The sequence below is a fragment of the Streptomyces xiaopingdaonensis genome, from assembly GCF_000262345.1.
GTDB classification, from domain to species: Bacteria; Actinomycetota; Actinomycetes; order Streptomycetales; family Streptomycetaceae; genus Streptomyces; species Streptomyces xiaopingdaonensis.
In genome coordinates, this window is the sequence record NZ_AJTQ01000037.1 from 12,079 (window position 1) to 27,220 (window position 15,142).

Genomic DNA, 15,142 nt, shown 5'->3' on the forward strand with positions numbered 1-15,142 from the left:
GGCAACGGGCCACTGCGCCCCCCCCGCCCAGTACAGAACAACCAGCAGTACGTAAGAGGAGACGCTGTCTTGGCTGACGACAATCCGCATGGCCGAGTGCAACTCGACGCCACCGCACTGGCGATGCAGCGGGTCCGACGGTTCACCAAGTTCCGGATACGGCCCGCCGTCTACCGCGACACCCGTCCGGTCCGCATCGCCGCGTGGACGGTCGAGGGCGAGCCCGTGCCGTTCGCCGAGGCGGTGCGGGAGCAGTACGAGCCGTTCGCGCTCGGCCGGTCGTGGGGCAAACCCTGGGGCACCACCTGGTTCGACGTCTCCGGCGAAGTGCCGGCGGAGTGGGCCGGCGGGCAGGCCGAACTCGTCGTCGACCTGGGATTCACGGGGGACCAGCCGGGCTTCCAGGCCGAGGGGACGGTGTACCGCCCGGACGGGGAGATCGTCAAGGCGATCGAGCCCTACAACTCCTGGGTTCCGCTTCCGGAGCCGGGGCCCTTCCGTCTGCTGATCGAGGCGGCGGCGAATCCGATCGTCCAGGTGCCCTACGAGTACGAACCCACGGCGATGGGCGACAAGGCGACCGCGGGCGAGGGGCCGCTGTACCGCCTCGAAGAGCTGTCCGTCGCCTCTCGCGACCGGCAGGTGTGGGACCTTCTCCAGGACGTGACCGCCCTCGACGGGCTGGTCGACGTCCTGCCCGAACAGGGCTCCCGGCGCGCGGAGATCGTGTACGCGCTGGAGCGGATGGTCGACGTCATGGACCCCGAAGACATCGCGGGCACCGCGGCGCGCGGCCGGGAGGTCCTCGCGCCCGTACTCGCGAGCCGTGCGGCCGACAGCTCGTTGATCGTCTCCGCCGTCGGCCACGCCCACATCGACTGCGCGTGGCTGTGGCCGGTACGGGAGACCGTGCGGAAGGTGGCGCGGACGTTCGCCAACGTGCTGGATCTCAGCGAACGCCACCCGGAGTTCGTGTTCGCCGCCTCGTCGGCGCAGCAGTACGCCTGGCTCAAGGAGAGCCAGCCGCGCCTGTTCGAACGGGTCCGCAGAGCAGTGGCCGAGGGTGTCATCCGCCCGGTCGGCGGCATGTGGGTCGAGTCAGACACCAACATGCCCTCAGGTGAGGCGCTGGCCCGTCAGTTCGTGCTCGGAAAGCGCTTCTTCGCCGAGGAGTTCGGGGTGGACAGCGAAGAGGTCTGGCTGCCCGACTCCTTCGGGTACACGGCCGCGCTGCCGCAGATCGCCAGGGCGGCGGGCGCCCGCTACTTCCTCACCCAGAAACCGTCCTGGAACGAGACCAACGCGATGCCCCACTCCAGCTTCCACTGGGAAGGCATCGACGGCTCCCGGCTGTTCACCCACTTCCCGCCCGCGGAGACCTACAACTCGGACCTCGGCGCCGCCGACCTCGCGCGTACGGAGCGGACGTACCGGCAGAAGGGCGCGGCACGGCACGTACTCGGACTGTACGGCTGGGGCGACGGTGGCGGAGGCCCCACCAGGGAGATGCTGGCAGCGGCCGAGCGCAAGCACGACCTGGACGGATCGCCGCGGGTGCGGATGGACGATCCGGACAGCTTCTTCCGTGCCGCCGAGGCCGAACTGCCCGCGCCGCCCGTGTGGGTCGGCGAGATGTACCTCGAATTGCACCGCGGCACGCTGATCTCGCACGCGCGGAGCAAGCGGGGCAACCGGCACAGCGAGGCCCTGCTCCGGGAGGCCGAGTTGTGGGCGGCGACCGCCGCCCTCCGCAGCGGAGCGCCCTACCCGTACGACGAGTTGCGGCGGATCTGGGAGACGGTGTTGCTGCTCCAGTTCCACGACATCCTGCCGGGCACGTCGATCGCCTGGGTCCATCAGGACGCCGAGCGGGACTACGACCGGGTGGCGGGGGAGCTCGACTCCCTCGTGGCGACCGCGCTCGACGCACTCGGCGGTGGCGACGGCGGCGAGGACGACCGCACCCCGGTCGCGGCCAACGCGGGTCCCTATCCGCTGCACGGTGTACCGGCGGCCGGCATCGGTCCCGCCTCGCCGCCCGCGGCGGCCGCCCCCTGTCGGGTGAACGACAGGTTCGTGCTCGACGACGGGATGCTGCACGCGGAGATCGACGGGCGCGGTACGGTCGTCTCGCTCGTCGACCCGGTTGCCGACCGGCAGTTGCTGCCGCAGGGCGTCGCGGGCGGTGTCCTTCAACTCTTCCGCGACACCCCGCGGGAGTGGGACGCGTGGGACATCAACGACGAGGACAAGCGCAGCGGCCGTGACCTCGTGGATCCGGTGTCGGTCGGCATCGAGGACGATGCGGTGGTGGTGCGGCACGAGCGCGGCGACACGGTGATCGCCATGTCCGTCCGGCTCTCCGAAGGCAAGCTCACCTACGCCTTCGACATCGACTGGCACGAGTCGCAGAAGCTGCTCAAACTCGCCTTCCCGCTGGACATCAGGGCGGATCGGTCCACGTCGGAAATCCAGTTCGGTCACCTGCACCGGCCGATCCACCAGAACACCTCCTGGGACGCCGCCCGGTTCGAGACGGTCGCGCACCGGTGGGTCCATGTCGGCGAGCCCGGCTACGGCGTCGCCCTCGCCAACGACGTGGTCTACGGACACGACATCCGCAACGGGCAGGCGCCCGGGGGCCGTCCGATGACGACGGTGCGGCTGTCGCTGCTGCGCGCGCCGCGCTACCCGGACCCCGCAGCGGACCAGGGGCGGCACACCTTCTCCGTCAGCCTGCGTCCCGGAGGGATTCCGGACGCCGTCGCGGACGGGTACGCGCTGCAACTTCCCCTGCGCACGGTGGGTGGCGCCGCGGTGGAGCCGTTGCTGGAGGTCTCCGACCCGGCCGTGGTGGTGGAGAGCGTCAAACTCGCGGAGGACCGCTCGGGCGATCTCGTCGTGCGCCTGTACGAGGCGCACGGCAATCGCTCCCGCGCGACCGTCCGCACCCGGTTCTCCTGGCGCGAGGCCCTCGCCACCGACCTTCTGGAGCGTGCCGTGGAGAGCGAGGCCGTCCGGAGAGCGGAGCCCGGGAGCGAAGTCCGCCTGGAACTTCGCCCGTTCGAGCTGCTCACCCTCCGATTCCGCGACCCGGTGGCCTGAGCCGGCGGGCGGGGTCACACATCGACGAGTTGAGAAGAGTTGAACGAAAAGGTGGTTGCCATGCCGGCTGATCGGTTCGATCCGCCCAGGCCGGAGTATCCGCGGCCGCAGTTCCAGCGTGACCGCTGGTTGAACCTGAACGGCAGATGGGAGTTCGAGATCGACCGGTCCGACACCGGTCGGGAGCGCGGACTCGCCGAACCGGAGTTGGACCAGGGCAAGTTGGCCGGCGAGATCGTGGTGCCCTTCGCCCCCGAGGCCGCGCTCTCGGGGGTCGGGGAGCAGGACTTCATGCGCGCCGTCTGGTACCGCCGCACGATCACCGTCCCACCGGAGTGGGCGGGGGACCGGGTGCTGTTGCACTTCGGCGCGGTAGACCACGACGCGACGGTGTGGGTGAACGGAATGGAGATCGGCCGGCACCGCGGCGGGTTCTCCGGCTTCAGCCTCGACATCACCGATGCCGCCCCCGCGGGAGAACCGGTGCCTCTCGTGGTCCGGGCCCGCGACGACCCCGAGGCACCGCAGGCCAGGGGAAAGCAGTCGGTGCCCTACACCCCGCGCGCGGCCAAGTACCACCGCACCACCGGCATTTGGCAGACCGTCTGGCTGGAACCGGTGCCGCGGACCGCCATCCGCCGCCCCCGCATCACACCGAACGTCGCGGCGGGAACGTTCGACGTGGAGGTGCCGCTCTCGGAGAACCTGCCCGGCGGCGTCGTGCACATCCGCGTCAGCGACGGCACGGGCGAGGTGGTCACCGGCACCGTACGCGCGGACCTCGATCTCGCGCCCCGGCTGAGCCTGGCACTGCCACCGGAGCGGGTCCGGCTGTGGTCGCCGGCCGATCCCCATCTCTACGGACTCAGCGTCGAGTTGCGTGACCCGGACGCACGGGTCGTCGACAAGGTGGAGTCGTACGCCGGCCTGCGCAGCGTCGCCATCACCGGCAAGCAGGTCCGGATCAACGGCGACGTCGTCTTCCAACGACTGGTGCTCGACCAGGGCTACTACCCCGACGGGCTGATGACGGCGCCCACCGACGCCGATCTGGTGCGGGACATCCAACTCGGCCAGGCAGCCGGTTTCAACGGTGCACGACTGCACCAGAAGGTCTTCGAGGAACGCTACCTCTACCACGCCGACCGGCTGGGCTACCTGGTGTGGGGCGAGTTCGGCGACTGGGGCTGCAACACGGGCGAGGGCCAGTCCACCAACCAGCAGCCGGACGCGTCGTACATCCAGGAATGGTTGGAGGTGCTCGAACGGGACCACTCGCACCCGGCGATCATCGGCTGGTGCCCGATGAACGAGACCTGGCAGGACTACGGCGACCGGATCACCGCGCTGGACGACGTGATGCGCGGCATGTTCCTGGCCACCAAGGCCCACGACACCTCCCGGCCCGTGCTCGACACCTCCGGCTACGCACACCGGATCGCCGAGTCCGACGTGTTCGACAGCCACGACTACGAACAGGACCCGGACGCCTTCGCCGCCACGCACAGGGCCCTCTCCGACGGCGATCCCTACGTGAACCGGTCGGACACCACGGGTGAGTCCTGGTCCATCGGCTATCGCGGACAGCCCTTCTTCGTCAGCGAGTTCGGGGGCATCTGGTGGAACCCTGCCGAGGCCGGCCGGCCGCAGACGGTCACCGGGTCCTGGGGGTACGGCGACCGGGTACGCAGCGTCGAGGAGTTCCACGCCCGGTTCGAAGGGCTCGTCGGTGCGTTGCTCGGCCACCCGGACATGTTCGGCTACTGCTACACGCAGCTGACCGACGTCTTCCAGGAACAGAACGGGATCTTCGGATTCGACCGGTCCGAGAAATTCGATATCCAGCGCATCCGCTCGGCTCAACTCCGGTCCGCGGCCATTGAAGTCGGCGCGAGGCAGCGCGAAGGGAACGACGCCGCGGAAGGACCACGTTCGACGGAAGGACCGGGCGCATGAAGGCCATCATGGTCATGTTCGACAGCCTGAACCGGCACATGCTGCCTCCTTACGGCGCGGACTGGGTGCACGCCCCGAACTTCACGCGCCTCGCCGCCCGCTCCACCACGTACGACAACTGCTACGTGGGATCGATGCCCTGCATGCCGGCGCGGCGTGAACTGCACACGGGCAGGCACAACTTCCTGCACCGGAGCTGGGGTCCGCTGGAGCCGTTCGACGACTCCATGCCCGAGATGCTGAAGCAGCACGGCGTGTACACCCACCTGGTCAGCGACCATCAGCACTACTGGGAGGACGGCGGCGCCACCTACCACGGGCGCTACAACACCTGGGAGTTCTTCCGCGGCCAGGAGGGCGATGCCTGGATCGGGCAGGTGGCCGACCCGGTACTGCCGGAGGACCTGCACAGCAACCGCAACGATCTCTGGCGCCAGGACTGGGTGAACCGTGCGCACATGGACACGGAGGAGAAACACCCGCAGACGCTCACCTTCGATGCGGGCCTGGAATTCCTGCGCGAAAACCGGGCGCAGGACGATTGGTTCGTGCAGATCGAGACCTTCGACCCGCACGAACCCTTCTTCACGCACAAGGGCTACAAGGACCTCTACCCGCACGATTACCACGGGCCGCACTTCGACTGGCCGAACTACGCCAAGGTCACCGAGACCGAGGAAGAAGCCGCCCATGCGCGCTTCGAGTACGCGGCGTTGCTTTCCATGTGCGACAACTCGCTGGGCCGGGTGCTGGACGCGATGGACGAGTACGACCTGTGGGACGACACCTTGCTGATCGTCTGCACCGACCACGGCTTTCTGCTGGGCGAGAAAGGCTGGTGGGGCAAGCTCGTCCAGCCCTGGTACAACGAGCTGGCGAACACCCCTCTGTTCGTGTGGGACCCGCGCCGGCCCACGCAGGCGGGCAGCCGCCATTCCGGCCTCGTCCAGACGATCGACATCGCCCCGACGCTCCTGGAATTCTTCGGCGTCGACCGCACCCCCGACATGCAGGGCCGCCCTCTGCCCGAAGCGACCGACGACTCCCTGAGCGAGGTACCGCTGCGCGAATCCGCGCTCTTCGGCATGTTCGGCGGCCACGTCAACATCACCGACGGCCGCTGGGTGTACATGCGTTCCTGCCACGACGCGACCAACCGACCCCTCTACGAACACACCCTGATGCCCACACACGGGCGGGGCCGCTTCACTCCGGCCGAGCTGACCGACGCGGAACTCGCCGACCCCTTCGACTTCACCAAGGGCGTCCGCACGCTGCGGGTCCCCGCCCGGACAGCGCCCGGCTTCGACCCCTTCCGGTTCGGAACGCTGCTGTACGACCTGGCCGACGATCCCCACCAGGAGCGGCCGGTCGTCGACGACGAAGCGGAGCTTCGCATGATCCGGTTGCTGGTGGAACAGCTCCGGGACACCGATGCCCCAGCGGACCAGTACGAGCGCCTCGGTCTGCCCCGGAAGCCGGAACAGGTGACCACGGCGCACCTCCAGGCCGCCGCGCACCGTGAACAACCGCACCAGGAAGCGGCGCTGGGCCGGGCGCCGCGAGCCGACGAGTTCCCCGAGGGCAGGTTGAACCTGCGTACGCCCCTCGCCGTGCTGCTCTCCGACCCGGTGGCCGTCGAGGCGGTGCGCCGTTTCGTGCCCGGAATCACCGACTCCGAACAGCTGACGGCGCCGGGCGCCATGTCACTGCTCCAACTGGCCGCCGCCACCGGGGAACCCGACCGCGAGCAGTTGACGGGGTTGGCGAACGAACTCGCACGTCTCTTTCCCGGAAGCTGAACAGCACGCCGTCTTCCGGAGGAGGTTGCCGAACGCAGCAAGCCAACCGGGCCGTTGGGCCGTTGGGTCTCGGGGTGCGGTCGGCAGCGTCCGCAAGTGGCCAGCAACCAATCCGAGTTGGCGTTCTCGCTGATTGCGCTGGCCTCGGAGTCGATGCCGAGCCGTACCGCCGAGGCCGATGGCGAGCGGAAGGCGCTGGCCGAGGGTTTGGAGTCTGACCGTGAGGCACTGGAACGACTCGATGACGACCACTACGGCGGGATCATCGACCGGGCCACGTGGATGCGGCAGCGCTTCCGCCCGGTCCAGCGCATCCGTTCTCGTCAGCACGACGACCAGCAGCGCCTCGCCCGCATCTCTCGGGTCGTGACGGACGGATCTCGCCGTGTAAGTGCGCACCGCTTCCCACAACGCTGGTCGGGAGCCCGTGGAGGCGGTACCGGCCCGGCGTGACACCGACGTGCCGAACGAACATGTCCGGGGCCTGCGTGCGCGACCAGCCCACGCGATGGGCAACATCGCGCAGCGACCAACGCCGGGCGATGTTGCCGTGCAGTGCGTCGCGCACCATCAGAGCTTCCCAGGCTGCCTTCACACTTCCGCACCCATGCTCGCTGCGAGGAACTCCCGCCACGTTCCCGTACCCCGGAGCGCGTCATCGTCAGCGAGGTTGTCGCCAGCGCGGTAGGCGCGGCCGATCTTGCCGGGGATGCGCACCGGCAGACTCAGCCGGCGATGGCGACGTGTCTCCTCGTAGAAGACGTCCGCTAGCTCACGCACGGTCAGTACCTCGGGGCCGACGATGTCGGCGACACGACCCTCGGGATGGCCCAGCGTCACCTCGCACAGACGGCGGGCGACCTCTTCGACGGCCACGGGTTCGAAGCGCAGCCCACCGGGCTTCGGCAAGAGCGGCAGCCTGCCCATAGCTCGGATGACGGGCAGTACGAAGTCGTGCAGCTGCGCGGCCCGGATGATCGTGTACGGCACCCCGGACTCCGCAACGATCTGCTCGGCTGCGGCTTTGGCGTGGAAGTAGCCGATCGGCATCTTGTCGGCTCCGGTGACCGAGATGAGGATCAGGTGCTTCACACCGGCTGCCTTTGCCGCGTCTGTGAGGTTCTGCGCCGCGGTGTCGTCGCCTTTCGCGCCGCCGGCCAGGTGGAGGACGACCTCGATGCCGTCCAGTGCCTTGGCCACCCCTTCTCCGGTGACGGTGTCGGCCCGGACGTGGGTGATGCCGGGCCCGTTCTCGCCGAGATGCCGCGAGAGGACTCGCACCTCCTGTCCGGCTGTTCCTAGCATGGGTACTGCGCGGCTGCCGATGGTGCCGGTTCCACCGGTCACGAGAACAGGTGCAGTCATGGTGTCGTCCTCTCGTCACGATCGAGCTGTTTCGTTCGTCGGGCTCACGACGAACGACACCGAGGAGACGTGACATGACCGAACGAAATATCTTGGCCCGGCGCTTCGAAGCCGAGCGACCCCGCTTGCACGCCATCGCCACCCGACTCCTCGGATCAGCCGCCGACGCCGACGACGCCGTGCAGGAGGCCTGGCTGCGTCTGGAACGTAGTGACACGGCAGCGATCGAGAACCTGGCCGCGTGGCTGACCACCGTCATCTCCCGGATCAGCCTCGACATGCTCAGGGCACCGAGACGTACACGAGAGCACTGCTGGCAGGCCGAGACGTGGCGCGACGAGCCCATCGCCATCGAAGCGGACCCTGCCGATCTGATCGCACGGAGCGACCGGATCAGCGCCGCACTCCTCACCCTTCTCGAACTCTTGAGCCCGGCCGAGCGGATCGCCTTCGTACTCCACGACGTGTTCGGACAATCCTTCACCGAGGTCGCCGCAGTGCTCGATCGCTCTCCCGAAGCAGCACGACAACTCGCTTCACGAGCACGACGCCGTCTCCGAGGAGCTGAGGCGCCCGCACGTCCCGGACGCGCTCGGGGACGCCGCATCATTGACGCCTGGCTCACTGCCGCCCAAGACGGCGATCTCACAGAACTGTTGGCGCTCCTCGATGACGGCGCAGTCCTGCACGCCGACTACGGCAACTCGACCCAGACCATTACCGGAGCCCGAGCCATCGCCGCGCAAGCAGTGGTATCGGGCCGTCTGGCTGAACACTCGACGCCCATCCTCATCGATGGTCGCCCCGGCGTCGCCGCCATCATGAATGGTCGGGTCGTCTCGATCATGGCGTTCGACATCGACGGCGACCGGATCACCGGACTCAGCGTTCTAGCCGATCGGGAGCGTCTCCCGGACCTCAACGCCGTCCTGGAGGTATAGACGCCGAGCGACATTCCATGACCGCGGAAGAACAGCAGCGACCCGTGCTGTCGGAGGCGATGAGCGCGGCGGGTGTGTACGTCGGTATCGTCGGCGACCCTGTCGTCGCCGACGAGCGGGGATCTGGTCGACGAAGTTGGCGAAGCCGAGGTGGTTGGGCCCCAGCAGGGCCATGCCCAATTTCTCCGCATGGGCCACGAGTTCGGCTTGCGCTGCGCGCCCCTCCGGGCCGGCCTCCCCGTAACCCGACGAGACGAGCACGGCGTTGCCGGTCCCGGCAGCGGCGGCGTCCGACATCGCCTCCAGCGTCCCCGCCTGCGGAACCAGGAGCACGTGAAGGGAGGGCGGGCTGCGCCCGGTTGCGCACCGAACCCCGTCCGGGGACGGCGCTCCTGAGGAGTCGGCCAACGTGCGGGGCGGATCGAAGAACGAACGCGGCCACCTCCGGAACAGAGATGGCCGCGTGAGGAGCGCGCACGGTGCGGCGTCACCCGCCGTCTGCGAACAGCTCCGGATGTGCGCGCGCCCATGCGACGTACTCGGCGACCTGTTCGTTCAGCGGGGCCGGCTGCCAGGCCAGGTCGCGCTGTGCCCGGTCGGCGGCGTAGATGCCGTCCTTGCCGGTCTCGGCGTCCGGGGCCATGTCGGCGTCCGCCGTCTCCGGCGGGGCTTGGTCGCACTCGACGCCGAAGAGCGCCAGGAGGTCGGGGACGCTGGTCCGGGTGCCGCTTGCGAGGTTGTAGGTTCCCCGTGCCGTGCCCCGACCGCGGGCGAGCAGGTGCAGTGCCCGCGCGGCTTCGGTCGCGCCGAGCCAGTCACCGCCCGCCCGGAGCGTGCGCTCGGTGAGCCTGACGGGCCGGCGGCGCACCGCTGCCGAGGCGAGGTGGTACGGCAGCGACATGACGGCGCGGCCCGAGCTCGGCCGCTCCATGGGGCCGAACATCTTGGTCAGGCGCGCCACCGGCACGTCGAGGTCGTAGAGCTCACCGAACCGTCTCGCGACGAGCTCGGCGGCGACCTTGCTGACGCCGTACATCTCGTCGGGCTCCGTCGCGGAGTCCTCGGTCAGCAGCCGCTGCGACGAACCCCCGTACACGGCACCGCTGCTGACGAGGAGGACGCGACGCACGCTCTCGGCACGCCGCGCGGCGTCGAGCACCGCCGTCGTCCCTCCGACGTTGACCCGGACGAATCGGGCGGGGTCCCGTTGCTCGCTCGTTGCGTCGTGGGTGACGGTGGCCCCGTGCACCACCACGTCCGGCGCCGCTTTCGTGAGCGTCTCCGAGAGCGCCGCGCTGTCGGAGACGTCGGCCCGGGTGTAGTGCACGCGTTCCTCGTGCCCGGCGAGGAAACCGGTGAGGACGCCGTCGGGCGGATGCAGGTCGACGGCGGTGACGACGGCGTCGGGCTCCGATGTGAGCAGCTGTTTGACGAGGACGCTCATGACGAAGCCCCCGGCGCCGGTGACCAGGTAGTGCATGTTCAGTGGACCTTGTCGTCGTGGGTCGGGGATGCGTCGGGTGACGGTGCTGCGGTGCGGCTCTCGCTCATCGCGCGGACCGCGTCGTCGACCGTCAGGATGCCGGGGAGGCCGAGTTCCGCGGCGAGCACCGCCGCCTGCGGAGGCCGGATGTTGCTCTCCTGGATGACCTCGCGCTGCGAGAAGACCTCGGCCGGCGAGCCGTCGGTCAGGACGCGGCCCTGGCGCATGGCGACGACGCGGGTGGCGTACTCGGCGACCAGTGCCATGTCGTGGGAGATGATGACGATCGTCCGGCCACGGGCGTGGTGGTGGGCGAGGGCGTCGAGGATCTTGCGCGACTCCGCCCGGTCCTGTCCGGTGGTGGGTTCGTCGACGACGGCGACGTCGCACCCCATGATCAGGGTCGAGGCGATGGCGAGCCGCTGGCGCTCGCCCCGGGAGAGGTGGATCGGGTTGGTCTCCTCGTGCCCCGCCAGGCCCACCAACTCCAGGGAGTCGCTTACCTCCTGGGCGAGTTCCGCGGGGTCGGCGCCGAGGTTGCGCGGCCCGTACTCGAGCTCCTCGCGGCAGGTGTCGTGGAAGATCTGCCGGTCCGGGTTCTGGAAGACGTACCCCACGGTTGCGGCGAGATGGTGCAGCCGTGTGCCGCGGGTGTCCACCGTGGTGCCGTCCTTGGTGCGCAGCCGGACCGCACCGTGGGAGTTCGTCGGCCGGAGCAGGCCGTTGAAGTGCTTGGCGAGGGTCGTCTTGCCCGAGCCGTTCCTGCCGATGATCGCGACGAACTCGCCCCGGCCGATCGCCAGATCGACTCCGGCCAGAGCCGTTGCGTCTCGGCCGTAGCGGTGCTCGACGCCGACCATCTCGATGACGTTCTCCGAGTGGTTCATGAGCGGTTCCTGTCACTGTGCGGTTCGTTCGCCATCGTCTGCCAGGCGGTCACCGCCTGCGGGACGGAGAGCGGAACCTCGGCGTCCCAGTGCCCCCGCTCCTTCAACCGCAGGGCGATGTCGAGTACTTGGGGCCGGTCCGGTGCCGTCGGGCCCGTGAGCACGTCGCGGGGGCTGCCGGCCGCTTCGACGCGGCCGTGCCGCAGGACGAGGAGGCGGTCGGCGTAGACGGCCAGCTCCTCGACCTTGTGCTCGACGAGGAGGACGGTGACGCCCTCGCCCGCGAGCACGCGGATGGCGTCCATGACGCTCTCGGTGCCTGCCGGGTCGAGTTCGGACGTCGGCTCGTCGAGGAGCATGATCCGCGGGTTGAGGCAGAAGATCGACGCGACGACGACGCGCTGCTTCTCCCCGCCCGACAGGGCGTGCGTGAACCGGTCGAGGAGGCCGCCGATGTCGAAGAGTTCGCAGGCCCGCTCCAGGCGGCGTTCGATCTCCGGTACCGGCGTCCCACGGTTCTCCATGCCCCAGACGAGCTCTTCGCGCACCACGGTGTTGACGAGCTGCACCTCCGGGTCCTGCATGACGAGGCCGATGCTCTCGGTGATCTCGGAGAGGCCGGCGATCTCCGAGAGCGGACGCCCGAAGAGGTATATCTCGCCGCGCATACCGGCGCCGTCCTCGTGACGGGGGATGACGCCGGACAGGCACTGCATGAGGGTCGACTTCCCTGCGCCTGTCGGACCGAGGATGCCCAGGATCTCCCCGGGAGCGACCTCGAAGTCGACCTCGTCGAGCGCGCGTTGGTCGGCCCCCTCGTAGCGGACGGACAGGCCGGAGACTGCCAGTGCTGGTGCAGTCATGTTCACGCCCCTTCGGTGAATGGTGCGGGGAGCTGCCACTGCATGACCAGGAGCGCGGCGGCCACGAGGACCACGCCGGCGATCAGCAAGGCGTCAGCCGCCCGGAAGGAAGTCGTCCGGTAGAAGGTCCGCCGCCCCGGCAGGCTGTAGCCGCGCAGCTCCATCGACAGAGCGATGTCACTGCTGCGCTTCATGGATCCGGCGAGCATCGGAAAGAGCATCCGGACGATCGCGCGACCGCGCCGGATCGGGTGCCGCGAGCTGGTCTCCGCCGACCCGCGCACCGCCATGGCGGTGAGCAGGGTCCGCGCCTCGTCCTGCAGCAGCGGCAGGAAGCGGAAGGCGAAGCTCGTCAGGTAGGCGAACTTGTAGGGCAGCCCTGCCTTGTTGAGCGCGAGCGCGATGTCCGACGGGCTCGTCGTCACCGAGAATCCGTAGAAGCAGATCCCCATGGCGAACAGGCGCATGCCGATGCCCAATCCGAGCAGCACACCCTCCCGCGAGAGGGAGACCCCTGCGACGGTGGCCAGCGCCGGTCCTCCTTGGACGAGCGCCTGCAACAGCGTGAGCAGCAGGATCAGCGGGATGATGAGGAGCAGCGCCTTGGCGTAGGACGCCGGCGTGATGCGTGCGGAAGCGGCGAGCCCGACGACGACCACGGCGGTCAGCACGACGAGCACGTCGATGCGCGTCGTCATCAGTGCCAGGACGAGGACGACGAGGATGGCGGCGATCTTCGCCCGGGCGTCCGCGCGGTGGAGGAACGTCCCTCCCGGCTGATAGAGCATCGTTCCACTCATCGGGGGTTCCCCTTGGTTCGTGTGGACCGGTCAGACGGCATCGGCGGCCGCCTTGAGGTCGCGTTGCTTCTTGACGAGTCCGGTGTTGACCAGCCGGCGCATGATCCCGTAGGTGATGAACGAGCCGAGGAGGTAGCACGGCTGGACGACGAGGACTTGACCGGTGATGAAGTCCCAGGGCAGGTGCAGGATGACGCGGTTGCCGAGGCCGAACATGAGGGCGTCGCACACGCCGCCGATCTGTCCGATGAGAACGACCTGCCACAGCTTCAGGCCCTTGTCCCGCGACTTCATCAGCCACACCAGCAGCGCGACGGGGACCGTGTGCGCGGCGTTGGTGAGGAAGAGGAAGGGCGCCATCGGCTGGGAGGCCGTCAGGTTGGAGATGATCGGGTTGATCCACGCGGTGATCAGGGCCCCGGTGAGGCCGTAGAACGCCGCGGAAGGCACCCAGATCGCGCAGACGACGATCGCCGACACGATCGGAATGCTGCCGCCGGTCAGGGCGAGGTCGAGGCGCTCGGTGATCTGGTTGATCACCGCCATGGTGAGTCCCAGGAAGACGCACGTGATGATGGTGCGGGTGTCTCGGGGAAGTAGTCGGAACTTCCAATTGGGGAGTCTCGCCCACCACTTCGCCGACGCCGCTTGTTTCGTTGCCATGGATCTTTCCTCTGCTGATGCGAGCCGATGCGGATCGGTGCGGCGCCCCGAGAGGTGGTCGGCGTGATCACCGCGGGCGCCTGTTCACCGGGTGGCGGCCGTCCCGGACTCGGGCTCGGGCTGCGCCAGGGCGCGGTTGACGAGCATGCGGGAGGCGGAGCCGTCGCTTTCCATCCGGCCGGCCAGGATGTCGTCCTCGGTGAACCGGGCGAGGTAGACGGCCCGGTCGCCGAAGCGATCGTGGTCGTAGACGACGAAGAATCGGCCGTCGTCGGCGATGGCGGCGTCGGGGTAGGAGACGTCGTCACGGTCGTCGAGGAGGAGGCGGTGCGGCCAGCTCACGCCGTCGTCGTCGCTGAGGAAGGCCGTGAGGTTGGTGCGGCCCTTCCACTCCTTGACGTCGCCCTGCTGCTCGATCTCCTCGCGGGGGCGGCGATCCCCGAAATCCGCGTGGTTGATCATCAGGAGTCGCCCCGACGGCAGTCGGCGGATGTGGAAGCGGGAGCAGGGGCCGTCGACGTGGCTGAGGCGACCCGGCGTCCACGTCCGGCCGCCGTCCTCCGAGAAGCTTTCACCGACGCCGTCGAACCGCCGGACGAGCATCCACAGTGTGCCGTCGCGCCGTTCGACGATCATGTGTTCGTCGAAGCTGCGGTTGGGTATGTCGGCCCCGCCGAGGTAGGAGACCGTCTCGCCCCCGTCGGTCGAGGCGTAGACGTTGGAGAACCGCTCCTGCTCCAGCGGGTGTTCCTCGGTGGCGGTGTGGCAGGCCCAGATCGCTGCGGGGAAGAGCCACGTCCCGTCGGAGAGCACGGTGGGCTTGTTCATCATGATGCCGTTGGCTATCCGGCGCGGTGCGGACCAGACGGGCTCGTCGTCGTCGGGGTTGTCGCTGGTCGCGGCCCAGACGCCGATCCTGCCGTCGAAGAAGCCGCTGCTCTGGTTCCAGGTGAGCCAGAGCCTGTCGGCGGGGTCTCGCCACAGCGTCGGGTCGTACACGCGCACCGCGGGGTCGTCGTGCTCGACGACGAACCTGGGGCCGCTCCAGGTGCTGCCGTCGTCGTCGCTGGTCGTGACGACGACGAAGTTGCCCGAGGTCTCCGTCTCCTGCCCGGTGTACCAGTTGACGTAGAGCCGGCCTCCCCGGGTGCGCTCGACCGACGGGATGCCCTGCCACTTGCGGTGTTCGTCCTGGTAACGGGCACCGGTGGGGCGCGGAAGGATACGGGCGGGGGCCATGGTGCCTGTTCGGGGCATGCCTGCTCCTGTCGTCGGTG

12 protein-coding genes are annotated in these 15,142 nt (G+C 69.0%); 5 read left to right on the forward strand and 7 right to left on the reverse strand.

Going from position 1 to position 15,142, the window contains the following annotated elements; genetic code table 11:
* Nucleotides 1-123: 123 nt before the first annotated feature.
* From UWG_RS0102295 to UWG_RS32915, 4 genes are all read left to right on the forward strand, one after another.
* Nucleotides 124-3,105, forward strand: coding sequence for an alpha-mannosidase (locus UWG_RS0102295; protein WP_033195925.1), 2,982 nt, complete (start codon nucleotides 124-126; stop codon nucleotides 3,103-3,105).
* A gap of 60 nt (nucleotides 3,106-3,165) precedes the next feature.
* On the forward strand, nucleotides 3,166-5,061 hold the full coding sequence (locus tag UWG_RS29335) for a glycoside hydrolase family 2 protein (protein WP_016905589.1): 1,896 nt from the start codon (nucleotides 3,166-3,168) through the stop codon (nucleotides 5,059-5,061).
* Nucleotides 5,058-6,863: a sulfatase gene (locus UWG_RS29340; RefSeq protein WP_016905590.1), complete on the forward strand. Its 1,806-nt coding sequence runs from the start codon at nucleotides 5,058-5,060 to the stop codon at nucleotides 6,861-6,863. The genes UWG_RS29335 and UWG_RS29340 overlap by 4 nt, the downstream gene beginning before the upstream one ends.
* Nucleotides 6,864-6,959: 96 nt before the next feature.
* On the forward strand, nucleotides 6,960-7,316 hold the full coding sequence (locus tag UWG_RS32915) for a hypothetical protein (RefSeq protein ID WP_016905591.1): 357 nt from the start codon (nucleotides 6,960-6,962) through the stop codon (nucleotides 7,314-7,316).
* A 138-nt stretch (nucleotides 7,317-7,454) separates the two neighbouring features.
* On the opposite strand, the gene UWG_RS0102315 is transcribed toward UWG_RS32915, so the two are convergent.
* Nucleotides 7,455-8,210: an SDR family oxidoreductase gene (locus UWG_RS0102315; RefSeq protein WP_337459915.1), complete on the reverse strand. Its 756-nt coding sequence runs from the start codon at nucleotides 8,208-8,210 to the stop codon at nucleotides 7,455-7,457.
* Between the two features lie 92 nt (nucleotides 8,211-8,302).
* Between UWG_RS0102315 and UWG_RS0102320 the strand changes: the two genes are divergently transcribed.
* A complete protein-coding gene (locus UWG_RS0102320) occupies nucleotides 8,303-9,169 on the forward strand; it encodes a sigma-70 family RNA polymerase sigma factor (RefSeq protein WP_016905593.1) in 867 nt (288 codons plus the stop codon).
* 487 nt (nucleotides 9,170-9,656) lie between these two features.
* On the opposite strand, the gene UWG_RS0102325 is transcribed toward UWG_RS0102320, so the two are convergent.
* The 6 genes from UWG_RS0102325 to UWG_RS0102350 form a co-directional block, all read right to left on the reverse strand.
* Complete coding sequence (locus UWG_RS0102325) at nucleotides 9,657-10,649, reverse strand: NAD-dependent epimerase/dehydratase family protein (RefSeq protein ID WP_016905594.1); 993 nt, start codon at nucleotides 10,647-10,649, stop codon at nucleotides 9,657-9,659.
* Nucleotides 10,650-10,651: 2 nt separating this feature from the next.
* Nucleotides 10,652-11,539 carry an energy-coupling factor ABC transporter ATP-binding protein gene (locus UWG_RS0102330; RefSeq protein WP_016905595.1) on the reverse strand — a complete coding sequence of 296 codons (888 nt, stop codon included), beginning with the start codon at nucleotides 11,537-11,539 and terminating at the stop codon, nucleotides 10,652-10,654.
* A complete protein-coding gene (locus UWG_RS0102335) occupies nucleotides 11,536-12,402 on the reverse strand; it encodes an energy-coupling factor ABC transporter ATP-binding protein (RefSeq protein WP_029391090.1) in 867 nt (288 codons plus the stop codon). Before UWG_RS0102335 ends, UWG_RS0102330 begins: the two co-directional genes overlap by 4 nt.
* Nucleotides 12,403-12,404: 2 nt before the next feature.
* On the reverse strand, nucleotides 12,405-13,202 hold the full coding sequence (locus tag UWG_RS0102340; protein ID WP_033195923.1) for an energy-coupling factor transporter transmembrane component T family protein: 798 nt from the start codon (nucleotides 13,200-13,202) through the stop codon (nucleotides 12,405-12,407).
* 30 nt (nucleotides 13,203-13,232) lie between these two features.
* Entirely contained in the window at nucleotides 13,233-13,865 is a 633-nt protein-coding gene (locus UWG_RS0102345) for a hypothetical protein (RefSeq protein WP_029391091.1), read from the reverse strand.
* Between the two features lie 84 nt (nucleotides 13,866-13,949).
* Nucleotides 13,950-15,122, reverse strand: coding sequence for a sialidase family protein (locus tag UWG_RS0102350; protein WP_029391092.1), 1,173 nt, complete (start codon nucleotides 15,120-15,122; stop codon nucleotides 13,950-13,952).
* Between the last annotated feature and the right edge of the window lie 20 nt (nucleotides 15,123-15,142).